Below are 22,086 nucleotides of genomic sequence, written 5' to 3'. Positions count from 1 at the left end.
ATGAAATAAATCCAATTGGAGGAAATCACTGTGACGATTGCAACTATGCTCTCCCTCGGGGAGACTGCCCTGAAGCTTGGACTGATCTGTTCTCTGACAGTTCTTGCTTTGTTCCTTAGTTATTCCATGCTGAATGTCTGCGACCTTTCTACAGATGGCTGCTTTACCTTCGGAGCCGCTGTAGGAGCCGTAGTTGCTGTAAGCGGACATCCGTTTCTGTCCATTGCGGCAGCCATGGCAGCAGGTGTTACATCAGGATTTGTAACGGCTATCCTGCAGACGAAGCTGGGAGTAGACAGCCTGCTTGCAGGTATCATTGTAAATACGGCGTTATATTCCGTAAATATCGCAGTTATGGGAGGCTCATCCCTGATCAATATGAACCGGACGACCACAGTATTTACCATGATGAAGGATGCGCTTGCAGGTACACCGTTAAAAGGCAGGGAAGATATCCTCATTGCAGCCATCGCAGTGATCCTCGTGATCGTATTTCTGGTATTCTTTCTGAAAACAAGACTTGGCCTTGCGATCCGGGCAACCGGAAATAATTCTGATATGGTAAAATCTTCCTCCATCAATCCGGTCTTTACAACGGTGATCGGCCTTTGCGTGGCAAATGCATTTACCGCACTTTCCGGATGTCTTCTGTCTCAGTCACAGAAATCCGTAGATATCAACATCGGTCAGGGTATGGTCACCATCGCACTGGCATCCTTGCTGATCGGAGGTACCCTTCTCGGACATGGAGGAATTTTTGTGAGAGCGGTGGGAATGGTGTTTGGTTCCTTTATCTTCCGCCTTGTGTATACCATCGCACTTCGGTTCAATATGCCGGCATTTATGCTGAAGCTGGTATCCTCTGTGATCGTTGTTCTTGCAATTTCCGGTCCGTATCTTAAGAAACAGTGGCCGCAGATCCGAAGAAGAATGACTCATGCAAAAGGGGGAAGATGATCTATGTTAAAAATCAGCCATATTTCAAAAACATTTAATCCGGGAACCGTAAACGAAAAAAAGGCGATCACAGATCTTTCCCTGGAACTGAAAAAAGGCGACTTTGCTACGATCATCGGTTCCAATGGTGCAGGAAAATCAACACTTTTTAATGCAATCTGCGGTGATTTTCTTACAGATGCCGGTTCGATCGAACTGGATGGCAGGGATATCACATTTATGCCGCAACATGCACGCGCAAAAGAGATCGGACGTCTTTATCAGGATCCGATGCGTGGTACTGCACCGGGAATGACGATCGAAGAGAATCTTGCACTTGCAGCCGGCAAGGGTGGGTGGCTTTCCCGCACGACCCGGCAGGAAAAAGAGCGTTTTCGTGAGGAATTAAAGAAGCTGGACATTGGGCTGGAAGAGCGGATGAGCCATCCGGTAGGTCTTCTTTCCGGTGGACAGAGACAGGCGCTGACGCTTTTGATGGCAACCATGAATCCGCCGAAATTACTTCTTCTGGACGAGCATACTGCAGCCCTTGATCCGGGAACTGCTGAGAAAGTCCTTAATCTCACCAGACGGATCGTGGAAGAAAATCAGCTGACCTGTCTGATGATCACACACAATATGCAGTCAGCAATTGATCTTGGTAACCGTATCCTGATGATGGACTCCGGCAATATCGTGCTGGATATCGGAGGGGAAGAGAAGAAGGATATGACCGTGGATGGCCTTCTTGAGAAATTTAAAACGGGAGTGGGCAAGGCTTTGGATAATGACCGTATTCTTTTGTCTGAATAAACGGAATAAATAATGAAGAACCGTTACCGATCGTGTGTAAAGTGGAAAATGAATAGCTGCTTTACACAGGTGATGGTTCTTTTTTTATGAAAATTCTTGAGTATGTCACGTTACCGTGATAAAATAAATGAAATCACTTTGTGATTTCATTTATGAGCAAGTAGCGAAGCGGATTGCGAATATCCGTTTGATTTTATTATGGAAGAGGGACGAATGACATGCAGTTTTCAAAAAGACTGGACCGATTTGGAGATGAAATTTTTGCTGCTCTGAACAACCGGCGTATGGAGCTGGAAGCACAGGGCATGAAGATCTATAACATGAGTGTGGGAACTCCGGATTTCAAGACTCCGGAATATATCAAGAAAGCTGTAGCGGAAGCAGCTATGGATGACAACAACTGGAAATACAGTCTCCGCGATCTGCCGGAGCTTCTGGACGCAGTCTGTACTTATTATAAGAAACGTTTTGATGTGGAACTGACACCGGACATGGTAATGACTGTTTATGGAAGCCAGGAAGGAATGGGGCATCTTGGCATGGCGCTTTGTGATGAGGGAGATACAGTGCTTCTTCCGGATCCGTGCTATCCCGTATTTGCAGCAGGAAGTCTGATGGCAGGAGCAGTTCCTTACTATTATCCTCTGGTTGCAGAGCATGATTTCCTTCCCTATGTAAAGGGAATTCCGGAAGAAATAGCGAATAAGGCTAAATATATGGTAGTATCCCTGCCGTCCAACCCGGTAGGAAGCATTGCCACTCCGGGACTTTACGAAGAAATCGTGGAATTTGCGAAAAAATATGATATTCTGATCATTCATGATAATGCGTACAGCGATATTATCTTTGACGGGGCATTTGGAGGAAGTTTTTTGGCCACTCCGGGAGCGAAAGATATTGGAGTGGAATTTTTCAGTCTTTCCAAATCCTTCAATGTTACAGGCGCAAGACTTAGCTTTCTGGTAGGCCGGCCGGATGTGATCGCAGCGCTCCGCAAATTGAGAAGCCAGATCGACTTCGGCATGTTCCTGCCGCTTCAGAAAGCAGCTATTGCAGCACTTCAGGGACCGCTGGACAGCGTAAAAGAACAGTGTCAGAAGTACCAGGAGAGAAGAGATGCTCTCTGCCAGGGACTTCGTGATATCGGATGGGAACTTCCAAATGGAAAAGGCACCATGTTTGTCTGGGCGAAGATCCCGGGTGGCCGCACCGACAGCATGGCATTCTGTATGGAACTGATGGAAAAGGCCGGCGTCATCGTGACTCCGGGAGCAAGCTTTGGTCCCCACGGAGAGGGCTACGTACGTTTCGCCCTGGTACTTCCGCCGGAGAAGATCCGGGAAGCAGTGGAAGCGATCCGAAAAAGCGGATTAAACTGAATAACTGAAAGTTGTTCAAAATCCAATCTCAAGCCATGAAAAGATTACTTATCAGCGTTCAAGCCGCTGTGGATCTTAAATGATCCGCAGCGGCTTTTTCATCTCGTGGATGAAAGGCTGACCTGTTTTGTGGCAGAGAAGCATTTCGTAAAGACTGGAAGCCGCACAGGTTTCATTAAAAAGTCGAAGCGCAGTTTCATCGAGGATCGCAGATGCATCGGCGGCTTTGGTGATCAGCGGGATCGAGGAGTTTTTCTTGATCTGGCTGAGAAGCGGAGCGCTGTTTTTTTGAAAGCCAAGTACCCGGGCATAGGGAATGTGTCCGGGTGCTTTTGTTTTTTGGTCAAGAAAGATCCGGACAAGGCTGCGGCAGATAGCAGAACGGGTAATATCCCGTGTTTTCAAAAGATCCGCAAACTGGGAAAAACCTTCATATTGATTTCGGGATTTCAGGATACGCCGGATCCGTGCATCCGAAAGCTCCGGATACATTTTTAAAGTTTCTTCGGATTCCAGAAGCAGTTTGTAATGCAGAGGAAGATCCAGTGCTGAGTCAGAAAGCCATGCTCCTTTTTTGAGAGAATCCAGGAATCCGGGAAGGGAAGCAGAAGGGATCAACCGGGAAAGATCCGCAGACTGCACAGTTCCTTCGGATTTTTTCATAAGGCTCCGGATGCCGGAAGCAGAGGGAAATTCTTCGTCGGAAAGAAGAGAAAAATCCGTATCATGATAACCACTTCCCTTTCTTAAAAGTGCATGAGGAAGGATACGGCTGTTAAGACGGAGAAGCGCTTTGCAGTATTCGATTCCCAGGATGTTATTGGGAGAAGAAAGAATGAGTTCAATATGTTCTGATGAAACGCCGAATGTGTTATGCGCGGAAGTGGCTTTTTCTCGCATGTAACGGATCAAAGCACTGCTTCTTGCAGCAGGAAAACTCATTCCGGTACGAAGATTCTGCTGAAGGAGTTTGCGGTATTCAAACGGTTCCTTTACAAGAATCTGTGCAATATTCATAAGAGTCTCTGTATCTCCGCATTCACTTCCGAAACATAGCTCATCTACAACACCAAGCCCGTCAAGAAGGCTTACGCCACCTGCGGCAAATCCTTCCGCACTGGCCGTTACTGTCTGTACCGGCATTTCCAGGATCAGATCGGCGCCTCCGAGAAGAGCCATCTCAGCCCGGAGATGTTTTTCCATAAGGGCAGGAGCCCCTCTTTGGACAAAATCCCCGCTCATGGCGATCACAATATAATCAGCACCAAGGATCTCCCGGGCATAGCGGATCTGGTATTCGTGACCTTTGTGAAATGGGTTATATTCTGCAATGATTCCAACAACTCTCATATAAAAAAGTACCTGCCGTTTCTGAAAATTCAAATCTTGAAATAAGTTCTTATATTATAATAATGGTGCTATTTTAACATAAGCAATGTAAAAAGTTAAGCGGCATTCGAAATCTGTTTTGCTGCCATAAAACAGAATACTGCTGTCCGCTCTGGGTCCGGCAACACCCTTTGTGAGATACAGAAATCACGCAAATTTACGATCATGCGCCGAAATCCTCGGGCCATCTGTGATCTTTATCCACAAAAAACACATCGCAGAACATTGTCGGTAAACAGTAACAATTGCACTTCAAAAAATACGCAGTATAGCCATTTTCTGACAATGAAACGCTTGAAAAGAAAAGGGTAAGGGGGTATAATAAACATAGTGTAGTGCCCGAACAGACACTAGCGTTTTTGTTACATCAAGAAAGGAGCCATTTAATCATGGGATTTGTTGAACTGCTTAAAAAAAGAGCAAAAGAAAGCGTAAAAACAATTGTACTGCCAGAGACAGAGGATATGAGAACTCTTGAGGCAACTGACAAGATTCTGAAAGAGGGAGTTGCAAAGATCATCCTCATCGGTAATGAGGAAGAGATCAACAAGAAAGCTGCAGAGGGCGGCTTTGATATTTCCGGTGCACAGATCGTAGATCCGGAGAAATCTGACAGAACTCAGGCATATATTGATAAATTTGTAGAGCTGAGAGCAAAGAAGGGAATGACACCTGAGAAAGCGAAAGAGATCCTTCATACTCAGTACCCATACTATGGCGTAATGATGGTTAAGATGGGGGATGCAGACGGCATGGTATCCGGTGCATGCCATTCTACAGCCGATACACTTCGTCCATGCCTTCAGATTTTGAAGACAAAACCGGGAACCAAGCTTGTATCCGCATTCTTCCTGATCGTTGTTCCGGATTGCGAGTATGGTGCAAACGGTGCATTCGTATTTGCTGATTCCGGTCTGAACCAGAACCCGACTCCGGATGAGCTTTCTGCGATCGCAGCATCTTCTGCTGAGTCCTTCAAGCTTCTTGTTCAGGAGGAGCCGATCGTAGCTATGCTTTCCCACTCCACTAAGGGAAGTGCAAAGCATCCTGACGTAGATAAAGTCGTAGAGGCTACAAGAATTGCCAAAGAGGAGCATCCGGAGCTTAAACTTGACGGAGAGTTCCAGCTTGATGCCGCTATTGTTCCAAGCGTAGGCGCATCCAAAGCACCGGGAAGCGAAGTAGCAGGTAAAGCTAATGTACTGGTATTCCCTGACCTTGATGCAGGTAACATCGGATACAAGCTTGCTCAGCGTCTTGGTAAAGCAGAAGCATACGGACCTGTTACACAGGGTATCGCAAAACCTGTAAACGATCTGTCCCGCGGATGCTCTGCAGATGATATCGTAGGTGTTGTAGCGATCACAGCAGTACAGTGCCAGGCAGAGGATAAATAATTATTAAAAGATCAGGAGAGTTAAATCATGAACGTATTAGTTATCAACTGTGGAAGTTCTTCATTAAAATATCAGTTAATCGATTCTGAGACAGAGAATGTACTTGCAAAGGGTCTCTGCGAGAGAATCGGTATCGACGGAAGACTGGTATACCAGAAAGCCGGATGTGACAAAGAGATCACAGAGGCAGCTATGCCAACACATAAAGAAGCAATCCAGATGGTACTGGATGCTCTTACAAACGATAAGACAGGTGCAATCGGAAGCCTTAAAGAGGTTAATGCGATCGGACATCGTGTTGTACATGGAGGCGAGAAATTTGCTTCTTCCGCAGTGATCACAGACGAGATGATCAAAGCAGTAGAAGAGTGCAATGACCTTGCACCGCTCCACAACCCGGCTAACCTCATTGGTATCCGTGTATGTGCAGAGCTTATGCCAGGCGTACCGCAGGTAGGCGTATTTGATACCGCTTTCCATCAGACAATGCCTGCTAAAGCATATCTCTATGGACTTCCGCTTGACTTCTACAAGAAATATAAAGTAAGAAGATACGGTTTCCACGGAACATCCCACAGCTTCGTATCCAAGAGAGCTGTTGATTTCCTTGGCCTTGACAAAGACAACTCCAAAGTTATCGTCTGCCACCTTGGAAACGGATCTTCCATCAGCGCAGTTGTAAATGGCAAATGTGTAGATACAACAATGGGTCTTACACCACTTGAAGGTGTTGTTATGGGAACTCGTTCCGGTAACATCGATCCGGCTATCATGGAGTTCATTGCTAAGAAAGAGAACCTGGACATTGAGGGCGTTATGAACGTACTCAACAAGAAATCCGGTCTTCTCGGACTTTCCGGCGGGCTTTCCAGCGACTTCCGTGACCTCAACGAGGCAGCTGAAGGCGGAAACGAGGATGCAGCTAATGCCATCGACGTTCTCTGCTATGGCATCGCTAAATTCGTAGGCGGATATGTTGCAGCAATGAATGGTGTTGACGCGATCGTCTTCACAGCAGGTATCGGTGAGAATGCGATCCCGGTACGTGAGAAGGTTGTCAGCTATCTTGGATACCTTGGCGTAACACTTGACAAAGATGCTAACGGACATCGTGGCGAGGAAATCGTGATCTCCACACCGGATTCCAAGGTTAAGGTTGCAGTTATCCCGACAAACGAGGAGCTTGCAATCTGCCGTGAGACTGTAGCACTGGTATAATCAGCTGTTTCAGTACCGGTACAGAACCGTTCGGGCATGATCGGTAATCAGGCAGAATTATATATTACTGTGGATCAGCAGTATACATTCGGGGGGCGGACAATTAAAGGTCCACCCCCGTAATTTACCCCGAATTTCTGATTAAGCCAACAGTAACAAAAAATTAAAAAAATGTAATATTTTCCCGAAAATAACGTTGACAAATCACAAGACCATATGTATAATGGATTGAGTGTGGATAGGAGAGACTTATGCAGATTCATTTATTAGACATTTCTTCCTGTGATGGCAAGACGATCCAGGAATCAGTTGTTCCTGAACTGGAGAAGATTGATTTTCAGATGGGAAGTTTTCCGGTACTTGCGAAGGAACCGGTAGAGCTTACGATCACCAATACCGGTGATAAGGTTCTTGAGCTTACAGGAACCGGTAAGATCACAGTGGGCATTCCCTGTGACCGCTGTCTTGAGACAGTAGCCGTCGAGATACCGCTGGAATTTAAGAAGAAGCTCGATATGAAGCTTTCTGATGAAGAGCGTGTCAATGATCTGGATGAAAGCAGCTATCTCACAGGTATGAACCTGGATGTGGACCGGTTGGTCTATCTTGAGGTATTGATATGCTGGCCTTTAAAGGTCTTATGTAAAGAAGACTGTAAAGGTATCTGCAGCCGCTGCGGGAAGAACCTGAACGAAGGTCCCTGCGGATGCAAGGAGGAGCCTAAGGATCCCCGCATGGCAGCTATCAGTGATATATTCAGTAAATTTAAGGAGGTGTAACCTATGTCCATTTGTCCTAAGAACAAATCTTCCAAAGCTAGACGTGACAAGAGAAGAGCGAACTGGAAAATGAGCGCTATGAACCTTGTTAAATGTAGCAAATGTGGAGCACTTATGATGCCACACAGAGTTTGCAAAGCTTGCGGAAGCTACAATAAGAAGGAAATCATCAAAGTTGAGGACTAATTTTAATTAGACAGTCAATATATGATGCGAAAAGAGTCTGGTATGCTGAGATAAGTATACCGGCTTTTTTTATACTCTGGGGGGAAATAAAGAAATATGAAACAGAACAAGAATCAGAAAAATACCGCCGTGAACCAGATCACAGAGGGTGTGATCTGGAAGCAGCTTCTGATATTCTTTTTTCCGATCTTGTTTGGAACTCTGTTCCAGCAGATCTACAATACTGCCGATACAGTTGTAGTAGGCCGCTTTGTGGGAAAAGAAGCATTGGCAGCAGTAGGAGGCTCATCCAGTATGATCGTGAATCTCATCGTAGGTTTTTTTGTAGGTTTATGTTCCGGTGCGTCTGTAGTGATTTCTCAGTTTTACGGAGCGAAAGACCACAAAAACCTTAAAAAAGCACTTCACACATCCATGATCTTCTGTCTGGCTGCCAGTATTATTGTGGGAACAGCAGGATTTATCCTGGCTGAGCCGATCCTTCACCTGATGAAAACACCGGCAGAAGTAATTCCCGATTCTGTGCTGTACCTGCATATCTATTTTGCGGGAACATTTTTCAATCTGGTCTACAACATGGTATCCAGTATCCTAAGAGCGGTAGGAGATTCCAAAAGACCGCTCTATGTGCTGATCATTACCTGTTTGTTGAATATTCTGCTGGATGTTGTATTTGTAGTGATCTTCCATATGGGAGTCCTCGGTGTTGCACTTGCAACAGTCAGCTGCCAGGCAGTCAGTGCCATCCTTGTAACCTGGTTCCTGATGCGCGCAGAGGATATTTATCGTCTGGAATTTCATGAGATTCGTTTTGATCTCCGGTCTTTGGGGGCAGTTCTCAGGATTGGACTTCCGGCAGGACTGGAATCGGTGATGTATAATATTGCCAATCTCACCATTCAGATTTTTGTCAATGAACTGGGGACTGACACAGTGGCAGCCTGGGGAACTATGGGAAAGATTGATGCGGTGTTCTGGATGGTATGCAATGCTTTTGCCATCTCAATTACCACCTTTGTGGGACAGAATTATGGTGCCGGAAAATACCACCGCATGCGAAAAAGTGTCCGCGTCTGTATGGTGATGGCATACATTTCGGCGTTTATTGTAAGCGGAGCACTTATTCTGTTCGCAAATCCGATCTACCATTTGTTTACAACCGATCAGGTGGTTGTAGACATTGGGGTGCATATGATCCGTTTCCTGATTCCGTCCTATGCTATTTATGTTGTGATCGGAATTATTTCCGGAGCGCTGCGTGGTGCCGGAAGAGTACTGGTTCCTATGATTTTGACCTGTGGAGGAGTCTGTCTTTTACGTATCATCTGGTTGTTTGCCTTTGTAAGATCTCATCCGGGGATCGACAGTATCATGCTCAGTTATCCGGTGTCCTGGATAATTACTGCGGTACTGTTTGTCATCTATTATTTTCGGCGATTTCCAGGTATGCAGAAAAAGAAATAATGATATATGAAAAGGTGCTGATTCTGTGCAGTAGCAGTGATCAGCACCTTTGTTTTGTTCGAAAGATGTCGATTTATTACGTATAGATTTGATTGCCTGAAAGCTGAAAAAGAGGTATTCTGGATGCAGATAGATGAAACATATGTAATGGGGATGACCAGATATGCATAATCTGCAAAAAACAATACGATATGGTTTTTTGTTGATACTTGAAGTTATTGCGCTGTGTGTCGGTATGATTTATAGCGCGAGAACTGTACGGGCTGAACCTGAAGTACAGCAGTCGGCCAGAAAGGTAACAGAAGTTGTTACTAAAAAATGGACTGTGATCAGTGGAAAACGTCTGGATCTTATCCTGAAATATATGGGAGATATAAATTTTGAAAAAGAAGGAATCAGTCTTCGTATCCCTGCTTCTGTGGCACAAAGCTGGAAGGTAGCAGAGAATGGTACAATACAGGCACTGGTACAAAAGGTTTCCAATCATTCATATGAAATAAAGATCTATAAAGGCACTCAGAAGATCACGGATATTCCGGGGAGCCGGATCATGATACCGGTAAAAGAGATGTTTCCCAACGGAGATCCGGAAACTATGGAAATTACGGATTCCCGAGGAAGAAAACTAAAGACATTCCTGGATAAAAAGAAGGATTTTCTGATCGTTGACACGGACGAGACAGGAATCTTCTGCGTAAGAGGTCGGAAAATAGATGATATAGAAGAGAATCCTTTTGCAGTGGCAGTCCTGACGACAGCAACAATGATAACAGTGCTGATCGTAGAAATCCGAAGCAGATCCGGAAAGCGAGGTGACAGTCATAAAGGAGAAAAGTAGGCAATGGACCCTGATCTTTGGACTTACGGTGGTGTTATCTATGACTGCTTTTTTTATGATGTATCTCATGAATAATGAATATACAGCGAAAGGCGAGCAGCCCATTCAGGGAATCCTTTGTCTGGATGATAAAGATGCGGCGGCAAAGCTACATTATCTTGCCAGGGAATGGCAATATTTTCCGGGAAAGCTGCTTACACCGGAGATGCTGAAAAAGGATCCAGGATATTACAGCTGTTATATTTCGATCGGAGAGCGTAATGAAATGGAACTGGGGAATGAAGAGGCTTCTACGTATGGATGTGGGACATACCGGATGCTTCTGATCCTGCCCGAAGAGGAGAAAATCTGGGCTATATCTATGGCGGAGGTTTTTTCCGCATACCGAATCTATATCAATGGAGAACTGGCCGGGGAAGTGGGGAATCCTGACGAAAAAACCTATATGGACCGGGTCATGAACCGTGTTTTTACGTTTCAGGGATCCGGGGTTGTGGAGATTGTCATAGCAGTAGCAGACAAAAACCATATCAGATCCGGAATCCAGGCTATTCCGGTTTTGGGATCTCCGGTCCGTGTAAGCATACAGAGAGGACTGCGGGTACTCGGAAGCGGCTGTGCCATTGCGTTCTGTATCTGTATCATGTTTGGGACTCTTATGGTACATGTCAGAACCAGGACAAAAGAATTTGCTATTTTTAATCTGGTCTGTCTCTGTGTGGCAGGATATTCGTTATGCTCCCTGGTACATAATTTTTTTCTTCTTCCCACAAGGCCCTGGTATGCCCTGGAAACTATGATCTATTATCTGATCCTTTCCTGCATGATTCGGCTTGAGGATTGTATTATAGGAAAAAAAAGGGGCATATATCTGTTTCTTTTGATCAATCTCTGGATCGTAGTAGCTTTCTTTCTGGAGATTTTTGCGGGTATACTTCCTTCAGCCAGGCTTCTTTATGATGTTGTCTGGATCAGTGAGGCAGTCAAATGGGTGGCAGCGATCTATATGCTGCTCAATACTTTTGGAGAAACAGATTGCAGATATGGAAAGATCGTTTTGGCGGGAACAACGATTTATGCCTGTTCCCTTGTGGCAGATCGGATAGGGTATCTTTATGAGCCGATTTTGGGAGGAGGTTTCCCGGAGACAGGTGGGCTGATACTGACAGCTGCGTTTGGCTGTGTTCTGTGGAGAGACCTGTCAGAAGCATATAAGATCCGTCTGACTTATGAGGTATACAGTCATCAGACTGAACTTCGTCTCCTTGCCCAGAAAAATCATTACGACCGATTAAAAGAACAGATGGAAGAAACCAGCCGTGTCCGTCATGATATGCGTCAGCACCTTCGTGTTCTGTCTGCATTACTGGAACGTGAGCAGTATGGAGAAATGCAGAAATACCTTTGCCGGTATACCCGTGAATTTCAGGAACGTTTGACCTATCATTCTTACTGTAAAAATCAGGTTGCCGATGCGATCTTACATTATTATGAAGAACTATGCAGAAAAAACGGGATCGTTTTTCAGTGTCAGGTAGAGGCACCGGAAAAAACAGGGATCCAGGATACAGATTTCTGTCGTCTCTTTGGAAATCTTCTGGAAAATGCCATAGAAGCGGCACAGCTTTGTCCGAAAGGCAGTTCCAGATTTGTCCGTGTACAGATACGTACCAGAAGTAATAAACTTCTTATAAAAGAAGAGAACAGCTGCACAGATCCCTTACGCAGAAATAAAACAGGATTTTTTTCAGGTAAGCATTCCGGACAGGGGATCGGAACTGCGTCGATCATGGAAATTGCGGCACGTTATGGAGGATTTGCGGATTTTCAGTCTGAAAATGGCATTTTTAAAGCTGAGATATTTCTTCATCTGACGCAAAGAGATACTGAAGATAGGCTTTACGGATAGCAGAAGAGCCACGTTTCCGGATCTGGACGACCTCCCCGTTGTCCAGAAGAAAGCCTTCTTCAGAAGCTTCCTGTATACGGTCCATATTGACGACACAGCCACGGTAACAGGAGAGAAAATTGGGACAGTCCCGGATCTGCTCCTCAAATTTGTGAAAGGTAAGATAAGAACGTACCGGACCGACATCGGTATGAAGGCACACTGCATTTCGGAATGTATCTGCATATAAAATACTGCGCAGAGGGACCCGGATGGGAATCCGGTCAGAAACTACTTCAATGTAACGGGATGCCAGCAGATATCTGGACTGGAAGGAATCCAGGATGGAACAGAGCTTTTTCGGCTGAAATGGTTTCAGCAGATAATAGGAGGCTCCTACATCATAGCTTTCCACGGCGAAATCACTGCTGGTAGTGACAAAAACAAGGATGCAGTTATCGGACTGTCTTCGGATCCTGCGCGCAGCTTCCATACCTGTCATTCCGTCCATATAAATATCAAGGAACAGGATCTGAAATTTTCCGGGCTGATAATTCTCAAAAAAATCTTCTGCGTTGAAAAACTGACAGATTTCTGTCAGGATATGTTTTTTCTCAAAATAGGAAACAATGATACTCTTCAGGGCTTCTGCATCCATTGAGATGTCATCAATAATTGCAATATTCAAAATAATATAACCTCCGGTTTGTAAAAGAGTAGTAAAAATAGTATATCATAATTTTGGCGTACATCCAATGTCGGTTTTTGCCCGAAATGACGTATTATGTAGAAAATTATCAGAAATAAAAAATTGAGGATCATTTGATCAAACAGATCAAGTCACCTGTTTTTATTGAAAATATCCGTTTGACCATAAAAATGTCATATTTCATGGAAACTGTCATTTTGTCACAGGTCTGTTGTCATTTCCTGATAATTTTTTTACAATAGCGTCAGAAGATACGAAAGGCGGTGGATATACGAAGAATAAAGGCAGCAGCTGGCGACACCAGAAACTGTTGACCAAGATCCAGATAAAAAACAATCCCCCAAGAGGGCTGTACTTCCAGATTTGAGGTACAGCCCTTTCCCCTGTCATAACAGTGATTCTTGACGGAATCGTGGAAATTCGCTATCATGGAAATGATTTTTATATACTTTGGAAGAAAACGGAGAAAATGCGCATGAACATTCTTAATATAGAACATATCCACAAAATTTTTGGAGATAAGGTGATATTTGATGATATCTCCTGCGGCATCGATCAGGGAGAAAAAATAGGTATCATCGGTGTAAACGGAACCGGTAAGACTACTTTGCTCCGCGTGATCGCCGGAGAGGAAGAACCGGACGAAGGGCAGGTGATCACCCAGAACGGGATCCGGATCAGCTGGCTTCCCCAGACTCCGGAATTTCCGCAGCATATGACCATTCTGGACTATGTGGCAGAAGGCAAATGGCAGAAGGACTGGAGTACCAAAAGTGAGGCCAGACGCATGCTGAATACACTTGGTATTACCGATCAGAATATTAATATGGATAATCTTTCCGGTGGTGAAAAGAAAAGAGTGGCGCTGGCAAGGATGCTTTTAAATCCGGCTGACATTCTGATCCTGGATGAGCCTACCAACCATCTGGACGGAGAAATGGTCATATGGCTGGAAGATTTTCTCCGGAATTTTCGCGGGACGGTGATCATGGTCACTCATGACCGTTATTTCCTGGATCGTGTGGCAAACCGGATCCTGGAGATCAGCCACGGAAAATTATATTCCTATGCAGGAGATTATTCCAGATTTCTGGAGCTGAAAGCGCAGAGAGAGGAAATGGAGCTTGCCAGTGACCGGAAGCGCCGCAGTGTACTTCGGATGGAACTGGAATGGGCAGCAAGAGGCTGTCGTGCCAGAAGTACAAAACAGAGAGCAAGGCTTGACCGTCTGGAAGCACTGAAGGCGGGAAAAACCCCGCTGAAAGAGCAGAATGTGGAAATGGATTCCATTGAGACCCGTATGGGAAAGAAAACCATAGAGTTTCATCATGTAAGTAAAACCATCGAAGGTCGTCTTTTGATTAATGATTTTGATCATATTGTTCTTCGTGATCAGCGTCTCGGGATCATCGGACCAAATGGCTGCGGTAAGTCCACACTTCTTAAAATGGCAGATGGACTGATCTTGCCGGATTCCGGAGAGATTCAGATCGGAGAAACGATCCGTATCGGGTATCTTGCCCAAAACGTTCCGGATATGGATGGAAGACAGCGGGTGATCGATTATATCCGTGAGGTGGCGGAATATGTTCCGACAAAAGAAGGAAGGATCACAGCTTCCCAGATGCTTGAGAGATTTCTTTTTGATCCGGCCATGCAGTACACTCCGGTGGAGAAGCTTTCCGGAGGTGAGAAGCGAAGACTGTATCTTTTGAAGGTTCTGATGGAGGCGCCAAATGTTCTTCTTCTTGATGAGCCCGGAAATGATCTTGATATTCCCACCATGACCATTCTTGAGGACTATCTGGATTCTTTTTCCGGCATCGTGATCACGGTGTCCCATGACCGCTATTTCCTGGATAATGTGGTGAACCGTATTATGGCATTTGAGGGAGATGGCCGGCTTGTCCAGTATGAGGGCGGTTATACGGATTATCTGGAAGCAAAGGAAAGAAAGGGACAGTCTCTGGAAACGCGTTCAGATATGAATGGCGGTACAGTACAGGGAGAAACAGCCGAGCCTGAGAAAAAGAAATCCGCTGCAGATACCTGGAAACAGAACCGGAAACAGAAACTGAAATTTACCTATAAAGAACAGAAAGAATTTGACACTATTGACGATGACATCGCAGCATTGGAAGAACGTCTGGAGCAGATCGACAAAGAGATGGCTGCCAATGCCACAAAAGCGGGAAAACTCAGGGAGCTTTCCGACGAGCAGCAGGAAATCCAGCAGAAGCTGGACGAAAAAATGGATCGCTGGGTATATTTAAATGATCTTGCAGAACAGATTGAAAATCAGAAAGAGTAAAAGATATTGACTTCTCAGGCAAAACTCTAGTATCATAAATAACGGTACGTTAACCGGATAAACTGCGAAGCAGTTATTCGGTTATGAGCAGGTAGCGAATGCGGATTTCGAATATCCGCTTAACTTTTGGTACTCTGCAATGAAAATCCTTATACGGATGTGTATGAGGATTTTCACTACAGTGTACCATATGCATTCCGAAAAGATTTCGGACAGAGAAAGGACAACATATGTCAGAAATGGTAAAAGTCGTTGTAGATGCAATGGGTGGTGACAATGCTCCCGAGGAACCGGTAAAAGCCGCGGTGGAAGCTGTGAAAGAAAAAGAGAACATCCAGGTCATCCTTACAGGAGTACAGGATGTGATTGAAGCAGAGCTTCGGAAATATCCGGATTATCCTAGGGACAGGATCCGTGTGGTGCATGCGTCTCAGGTGATCGAGACTGCGGAACCTCCGGTCATGGCTATCCAAAAAAAGAAAGATTCCTCTATTGTAGTGGGATTAAATCTTGTAAAAAAACAGGAGGCCGATGCCTTTGTTTCCTCCGGAAGCACCGGTGCGGTACTGGTAGGAGGCCAGGTGATCGTAGGCAGGATCAAAGGGATCCGGAGACCACCTCTTGCTCCGCTGATCCCTACGGCAAAGGGCGTTTCCCTTCTGATCGACTGTGGTGCCAATGTAGATGCGAGACCAGATCACCTGGTACAGTTTGCGCAGATGGGTTCCATCTATATGGAAAATGTAGTGGGTATTAAGAAGCCAAGAGTTGCTATCGTTAATAACGGTGCTGAGGAAGAAAAGGGCAATGCGCTGGTAAAGGCTACCTTCCCTCTGTTAAAAGCATGTAAGGATATCAATTTCATCGGAAGTATTGAGGCGAGAGATATCCCGTCAGGTTATGCAGATGTAGTAGTCTGTGAAGCTTTTGTAGGAAATGTGATCCTTAAGCTTTATGAAGGTGTTGGAGCTACTCTGATATCTATGATCAAAAAAGGTATGATGACAAACATTCGCAGTAAAATGGGAGCTCTGATGGTAAAACCTGCTCTTAAGGAAACCTTAAAATCATTTGATGCCAGTGAATATGGCGGAGCACCGCTTCTTGGTCTGAAAGGTCTTGTGGTCAAAAGCCACGGAAGTGCCAGAAGCGTAGAAATCCGTCATGCGATCTTTCAGTGCGAGCAGTTTAAGGAAGAGAAGATCAATGAAAAGATCGAGGAGTTTATAGCAGCTGAGCAGAAAGCACAGGCGGAAGAAAAAAGCGAAAAAAAATAAAACCGGGATTGCCGGAAATATTACAGACAGAACAGGAGGCGAACAGTCGTGGAACTGGAAATGCTGAAGACCATCATCGAAAAAACTCTGGGAAGAAATATGGATGCCATTACAGAAAAAACTACCTTTGTGGATGATCTGGGAGTGGATTCTCTGGATTTTTTTCAGATTCTTATTGATCTGGAGGAAACTTTTGATGTTCGTATCGCCCCGGAGGAAGCCGAGGAGATCGTTACTGTCGGCGATGCAGTGGAGACTCTTCGCCGGGTAACGAAGGGAAGAAGAAATGGAAAATAATTTAAAAAAGCTGGAGCAGACTATCGGATACCAGTTTACCGCAAAATCTTTACTGGAGCAGGCAATGACACACAGCTCCTATGCCAACGAAAGACACCTTGGAAAGCTTGGATGCAATGAGCGTCTGGAGTTTCTTGGAGATGCGGTGCTGGAGCTGATCAGCAGTGATTTCCTGTACAAAAAATTCCGGAATAATCAGGAAGGTGAGTTGACCAAGAAACGTGCCAGTATGGTATGTGAAAAGAGTCTTGCCTACTGTGCAAGAGAATTCGGGCTTCCGGAGTTTATCCTCCTTGGAAGAGGTGAGGAAATGATGGGCGGTCGTAAAAGAGATTCCATCGTTTCTGATGCCCTGGAATCTCTGATCGGGGCTATGTATCTGGACGGTGGATTTGAACCGGCACAGGCTTTTGTTATGAAATTTATCCTGAACGATCTGGAGGATAAGAGGATTTTTTATGACAGCAAGACAGTGCTTCAGGAAATGGTACAGGAAGGCGGAAATCATCCGGTGGAATATCGTCTTCTGAAAGAAGAGGGACCGGACCACAGCAAGAGCTTTACTGTGGAGGCGCTGATCAATGGAAAAAGTATGGGAACCGGAACTGGCCATACAAAAAAGGCAGCAGAACAGGCTGCAGCCCTAGAGGCAATACGCAGTATAAAATAACAGCAGGTGGCCAATGTATCTGAAAAATATAGAGGTGCAGGGATTTAAATCCTTTGCACAGAAAATAAATTTTGAATTTCATAACGGGATCACCGGCATCGTAGGACCTAACGGCAGCGGAAAAAGTAATGTTGGCGATGCAGTCCGCTGGGTTCTGGGAGAACAGAGCGCCAAGCAGCTTCGAGGCGGGAATATGCAGGATGTTATCTTTTCAGGAACGGAGCTTCGCAAGCCTCTGAGCTTTGCGTCCGTGGCGATTACACTTGATAACAGCGATCACAAGCTCCCGGTGGATTTTGAAGAAGTAACCGTTACCAGAAGACTGTATCGTTCCGGTGAGAGCGAATACCGCATCAACGGCAGCTCCTGTCGTTTAAAGGATATCAATGAGATGTTCTATGATACCGGTATCGGAAAAGAAGGATATTCCATCATCGGACAGGGTCAGATCGATAAGATCTTAAGTGGAAAACCCGAAGAACGCCGGGAGCTTTTTGACGAGGCAGCCGGGATCGTCAAATTTAAAAGACGAAAAAATACCACACTGAAGAAGCTTGAGGAAGAACAACAGAATCTGGTCCGTGTCACGGACATCTTAAGTGAGCTGACCAAGCAGCTGGAACCGCTGGAACGTCAGTCTGAGACTGCAAAAATATATCTGGCAAAAAGAGAAAATCTGAAAGAGCTGGATATAAATATGTTCCTCCTGGAATATGAACACACCGGAAATCTGATCCGCGAGCTGGAAGAAAAAACCAGGATCGCAGAAAATCAGTTAAAAGAAGCCCAGAATGCTCATAGTCGTACCAAGGATGAATATGAACGTCTGGAAAAAATACTGGAAGAGCTGAATGAGCGGATGGAGGCGTTGCGGGAAGAAAGCCGGGATCGTGCTATCCGTAAACAACAGCTGTCCGGTGAGATCAATGTTCTTCATGAACAGATCCTGGCAGGAGAGCAGAATGACAGTCATTATCGCAGCCGTCTTTTAGCAGTTCAGGAAGATACGGAGAAAAAATCTGCAGACCAGAAGGCTCTGGAAGAGCAAAAAGCAGATCTTCAGGCAAATTTACGGGAGATCGACAGAAAACTTGCTGACGAGCAGAAAAAAATGGACAATATCCAGAGCAGCATCGAAGAATGTACCCAGGCAGTGGAAGATGGTAAGAATGAGATCATTGAGATCCTTAATTCCCGTGCAAACACCAAAGGTAAGGCACAGCGTTTTGATGCCATGAAGGAGCAGCTGGATATCCGGAAAGCAGGAATCAGTCAGAGGATCCTTTCCCTGAAAACCCAGGAAGAGGAGCAGCAGTCAGCGATCGATCAGGCACAGAAGGAATACGACACTATCACGAAGGCCATTCAGGAAACCAGAGAAGAAGGCAGCCGTCTTACAAAAGAGATACATACCATCCAGGAAACCCTTAAACAGCAGAATACACAGCTGGAAAAGGAACAGACGTCCTATCATAGAGAGGCATCCAGACTGGAATCCCTTCGCAATATCACAGAACGTTATGATGGATATGGAAACAGTATCCGCCGTGTCATGGAACAGAAGAATCATGTTCCTGGGATCCGTGGCGTAGTGGCGGATATCATTCACGTTGAAAAAAATTATGAGATCGCTATTGAGACTGCTCTTGGCGGAAGTATTCAGAATATCGTTACGGATAACGAGCAGACTGCCAAACAGATGATCGAATTCCTGAAGAAAAACCGGTATGGTCGTGCGACTTTTCTCCCGTTAAACAGCATTTCTTCAAGAGGCGAGTTTAATCAGAGAGGTGCTTTGAACGAACCGGGAGCTATTGGTCTTGCCAGTGGCCTGGTAACTGCAGAGAAGGAATATGACGGTCTGATCGGGTATCTTCTTGGCAGAGTGCTGGTGGTGGATCATATCGATCATGCTATTGCCATTGCCAGAAAATACCGACACAGTATCCGTATGGTAACGTTGGAGGGAGAATCCTTAAGTCCAGGCGGTTCCATGACCGGTGGAGCTTTTAAGAACAACAGCAATCTTCTTGGGCGTCGTCGTGAGATCGAGGAACTGGAAAAGAAGGTAAAAGAGCTGGCAGCCGGGTATCATGAGATCCGACAGTCCATGGAAGATAACCGCAGCAGAAGAAATGAGATGCGTGATACGGTGGCGGCGCTGCAGCAGAAATTTCAGGAACAATCCATTCAGCAGAATACAGCCAGGTTGAACATTGAACAGCTGGAGAAAAAAGCGGAGGAGATCCGCGGCGGTTATACCAGGATCGAGAGGGAGCAGGAGGAGATCCGTCTTCAGGCAAGAGACATGCAGGCAGATAACATAAAGATCACGCAGGAACTTGAAGCATCCAAAAGGGATGAGGAAGAGCTGGAAACGTTTATCGAGACCCGGCAGAAGGAGCTGGAGGACTGGAAAAAGGACGAAGCGGAGACTTCAGAGAAGCTGGAAAGGATCCGTCTTGACGCATCTGCATCCCAGCAGAAGGAAAGCTTCATAAAGGAAAATCTGCGGCGCCTGAAAGAGGAAATCGAAGTTCTTTCGAAAGAGAGGGAAGAAATTCTGGATTCTCTGGAAAAGGGCAGCCAGGAAACTGCAGAAAAGAGAAAGACGATCGACAAGGTCCGTAAGGAGATCGAAGGCTTTGCCGCAAAAGAAGAGGCAGCTGCAAAACAGCTGAAAAAATGGCAGCAGGAAAAGGAAGAGCGCACAAAAAGCCATAAGGAGTTTTTTGAAAAGCGTGATGAGCTGTCCGGCCAGATCAGTCTTCTGGACAAAGAATGCTTCCGACTGAAGACTCAGGCAGAAAAGATCGAAGAGAACCGGGAAGCAAGGACTTCCTATATGTGGGAAGAATACGAGATCACTCCGAATAATGCCTTGCAGTACAGGAAAGAAGAAATGAATGACAGGCATGTGATGAAGCAGCAGATCCATAAATTAAAGGACGAGATCCGAGCTCTTGGTTCTGTCAACGTCAATGCCATTGAGGATTACAAAGAACTTCTGGAACGGCATACGTTCTTAAGCGGTCAGTACAACGATCTTTTGGAAGCGGAAAAAACGCTGGAACAGATCATCCAGGAGCTGGATGAGGGCATGCGGAAGCAGTTTAGCGAAAAATTCGGAGAGATCCAGAAAGAATTTGATAAAGCCTTCAAAGAACTGTTCGGCGGAGGCCGGGGAACTCTGGAACTTGCGGAAGACGAGGATATCCTTGAGGCAGGGATCCGGATCATTTCCCAGCCGCCCGGAAAAAAACTCCAGAACATGATGCAGCTTTCCGGTGGAGAAAAAGCACTGACAGCCATTGCACTTCTTTTTGCGATCCAGAATCTGAAGCCTTCACCATTCTGTCTTCTGGATGAGATCGAGGCTGCACTGGATGATTCCAATGTAGGACGTTTTGCGGGATATCTTCAGAAGTTGACGAAGAACACACAATTTATTATAATAACACATAGACGTGGTACCATGAATGCAGCAGACAGGCTTTATGGAATTACCATGCAGGAAAAAGGGGTATCCACGCTGGTATCCGTAGATTTAGTAGAGAACCAGCTTACCCAGTAGCAGAGGGGATGAATCAGTATGGCAGAAGAAAAAAAAGGATTTTTTAAACGTCTGGTAAGCGGACTTACCAAAACGCGAGACAATATCGTTGCCGGCTTTGATTCCATTTTCAGCGGTTTTTCCAGTATTGATGATGATTTTTATGAAGAACTGGAAGAGATCCTGATCATGGGAGATATCGGCATTAACGCAACCACTTCCATTCTGGAGCATTTAAAGGAGCAGGTTGCTGAGCAGCATATCAAGGAGCCGTCCCAGTGTAAACAGCTTCTGATCGACAGCATCAAAAAACAGATGCAGGTAGAAAGCACAGAATATGAGTTTGAGAACCGGAAATCCGTGATCCTTGTGATCGGTGTCAACGGAGTAGGTAAGACTACCTCTGTAGGCAAATTAGCCGGTAAATTAAAGGATCAGGGAAAAAAGGTCATCCTCGGAGCTGCAGATACCTTCCGTGCGGCAGCCGGGGAGCAGCTGACACAGTGGGCCAACCGTGCAGGCGTTGAGATCATCGGCGGCCAGGACGGAGCAGACCCGGCATCTGTTGTCTATGATGCCGTGGCAGCAGCCAAAGCCAGAAATGCAGATATTCTGATCTGCGATACCGCAGGAAGACTTCATAATAAGAAAAACCTTATGGAAGAGCTTCGCAAGATTTACCGTATTCTGGAACGTGAGTATCCGGAAGCATATTTGGAAACGCTGGTAGTTCTTGACGGAACCACGGGCCAGAATGCGCTTTCCCAGGCAAGACAGTTTGCCGAGGTCGCAAACGTTACCGGAATCATTCTTACCAAACTTGATGGTACAGCCAAGGGTGGAATTGCAGTAGCGATCCAGTCTGAGCTTGACATACCAGTAAAATACATCGGAGTAGGCGAAAGTATCGATGATCTGCAGAAATTTGATGCAGACGCATTTGTAAACGCCCTCTTTGACGTAGAAGAAAGGAGCTAAATAC

Annotated in this window: 18 protein-coding genes; 16 read left to right on the top strand and 2 right to left on the bottom strand. The window is 45.5% G+C overall.

Annotation, left to right across the window (positions count from 1 at the left end; genetic code table 11):
- The first annotated feature begins 45 nt into the window (after positions 1-45).
- The 3 genes from V9W66_RS01755 (at position 46) to V9W66_RS01745 (ending at position 3,128) form a co-directional block, all read left to right on the top strand.
- A complete protein-coding gene (locus V9W66_RS01755) occupies positions 46-957 on the top strand; it encodes an ABC transporter permease (protein ID WP_144095331.1) in 912 nt (303 codons plus the stop codon).
- A 3-nt stretch (positions 958-960) separates the two neighbouring features.
- Positions 961-1,749, top strand: coding sequence for an ABC transporter ATP-binding protein (locus V9W66_RS01750; RefSeq protein ID WP_015525247.1), 789 nt, complete (start codon positions 961-963; stop codon positions 1,747-1,749).
- 218 nt (positions 1,750-1,967) lie between these two features.
- A complete protein-coding gene (locus tag V9W66_RS01745) occupies positions 1,968-3,128 on the top strand; it encodes a pyridoxal phosphate-dependent aminotransferase (protein ID WP_118369301.1) in 1,161 nt (386 codons plus the stop codon).
- A 75-nt stretch (positions 3,129-3,203) separates the two neighbouring features.
- Here the strand turns inward: V9W66_RS01745 and V9W66_RS01740 are convergent, their stop codons facing one another.
- Complete coding sequence (locus tag V9W66_RS01740) at positions 3,204-4,478, bottom strand: tRNA(Met) cytidine acetate ligase (protein WP_144095259.1); 1,275 nt, start codon at positions 4,476-4,478, stop codon at positions 3,204-3,206.
- A 428-nt stretch (positions 4,479-4,906) separates the two neighbouring features.
- On the opposite strand from V9W66_RS01740, the gene pta reads away from it, so the two are divergent.
- The 7 genes from pta (at position 4,907) to V9W66_RS01705 (ending at position 12,308) form a co-directional block, all read left to right on the top strand.
- Complete coding sequence (gene pta / locus V9W66_RS01735) at positions 4,907-5,914, top strand: phosphate acetyltransferase (protein WP_015525244.1); 1,008 nt, start codon at positions 4,907-4,909, stop codon at positions 5,912-5,914.
- Positions 5,915-5,941: 27 nt separating this feature from the next.
- Positions 5,942-7,132, top strand: a complete 1,191-nt coding sequence (locus tag V9W66_RS01730; RefSeq protein ID WP_118369303.1) for an acetate/propionate family kinase — start codon at positions 5,942-5,944, stop codon at positions 7,130-7,132.
- A 251-nt stretch (positions 7,133-7,383) separates the two neighbouring features.
- On the top strand, positions 7,384-7,911 hold the full coding sequence (locus V9W66_RS01725) for a YceD family protein (protein WP_092069907.1): 528 nt from the start codon (positions 7,384-7,386) through the stop codon (positions 7,909-7,911).
- Between the two features lie 3 nt (positions 7,912-7,914).
- Positions 7,915-8,097, top strand: a complete 183-nt coding sequence (gene rpmF / locus V9W66_RS01720; RefSeq protein ID WP_015525241.1) for a 50S ribosomal protein L32 — start codon at positions 7,915-7,917, stop codon at positions 8,095-8,097.
- A gap of 96 nt (positions 8,098-8,193) precedes the next feature.
- Positions 8,194-9,561 carry an MATE family efflux transporter gene (locus V9W66_RS01715; RefSeq protein ID WP_059085904.1) on the top strand — a complete coding sequence of 456 codons (1,368 nt, stop codon included), beginning with the start codon at positions 8,194-8,196 and terminating at the stop codon, positions 9,559-9,561.
- Positions 9,562-9,724: 163 nt separating this feature from the next.
- Positions 9,725-10,399 (top strand): hypothetical protein, encoded by a 675-nt coding sequence (locus V9W66_RS01710; RefSeq protein WP_144095978.1) that lies wholly within the window; start codon positions 9,725-9,727, stop codon positions 10,397-10,399.
- 40 nt (positions 10,400-10,439) lie between these two features.
- Entirely contained in the window at positions 10,440-12,308 is a 1,869-nt protein-coding gene (locus tag V9W66_RS01705; protein ID WP_144095976.1) for a sensor histidine kinase, read from the top strand.
- On the opposite strand, the gene V9W66_RS01700 is transcribed toward V9W66_RS01705, so the two are convergent.
- Positions 12,247-12,975, bottom strand: coding sequence for a LytR/AlgR family response regulator transcription factor (locus tag V9W66_RS01700; protein WP_144095974.1), 729 nt, complete (start codon positions 12,973-12,975; stop codon positions 12,247-12,249). The genes V9W66_RS01705 and V9W66_RS01700 overlap by 62 nt on opposite strands.
- A 496-nt stretch (positions 12,976-13,471) precedes the next feature.
- On the opposite strand from V9W66_RS01700, the gene V9W66_RS01695 reads away from it, so the two are divergent.
- From V9W66_RS01695 to ftsY, 6 genes are all read left to right on the top strand, one after another.
- Positions 13,472-15,307: an ABC-F family ATP-binding cassette domain-containing protein gene (locus V9W66_RS01695; protein ID WP_144095972.1), complete on the top strand. Its 1,836-nt coding sequence runs from the start codon at positions 13,472-13,474 to the stop codon at positions 15,305-15,307.
- 230 nt (positions 15,308-15,537) lie between these two features.
- Positions 15,538-16,584 carry a phosphate acyltransferase PlsX gene (gene plsX, locus V9W66_RS01690; protein WP_144095970.1) on the top strand — a complete coding sequence of 349 codons (1,047 nt, stop codon included), beginning with the start codon at positions 15,538-15,540 and terminating at the stop codon, positions 16,582-16,584.
- Between the two features lie 48 nt (positions 16,585-16,632).
- Complete coding sequence (locus V9W66_RS01685) at positions 16,633-16,881, top strand: acyl carrier protein (protein ID WP_021652554.1); 249 nt, start codon at positions 16,633-16,635, stop codon at positions 16,879-16,881.
- Positions 16,871-17,551 (top strand): ribonuclease III, encoded by a 681-nt coding sequence (gene rnc, locus V9W66_RS01680; RefSeq protein ID WP_144095968.1) that lies wholly within the window; start codon positions 16,871-16,873, stop codon positions 17,549-17,551. Before V9W66_RS01685 ends, rnc begins: the two co-directional genes overlap by 11 nt.
- Before the next feature lie 13 nt (positions 17,552-17,564).
- Positions 17,565-21,125, top strand: coding sequence for a chromosome segregation protein SMC (gene smc, locus V9W66_RS01675; protein WP_144095966.1), 3,561 nt, complete (start codon positions 17,565-17,567; stop codon positions 21,123-21,125).
- 18 nt (positions 21,126-21,143) lie between these two features.
- Positions 21,144-22,082, top strand: a complete 939-nt coding sequence (ftsY, locus tag V9W66_RS01670; RefSeq protein ID WP_015525230.1) for a signal recognition particle-docking protein FtsY — start codon at positions 21,144-21,146, stop codon at positions 22,080-22,082.
- Positions 22,083-22,086 lie beyond the last annotated feature (4 nt).

The organism is Blautia massiliensis (ex Durand et al. 2017), assembly GCF_051861785.1.
GTDB classification, from domain to species: domain Bacteria; phylum Bacillota; class Clostridia; order Lachnospirales; family Lachnospiraceae; genus Blautia_A; species Blautia_A luti_A.
This window is presented reverse-complemented; position numbering and strand designations above follow the sequence as displayed.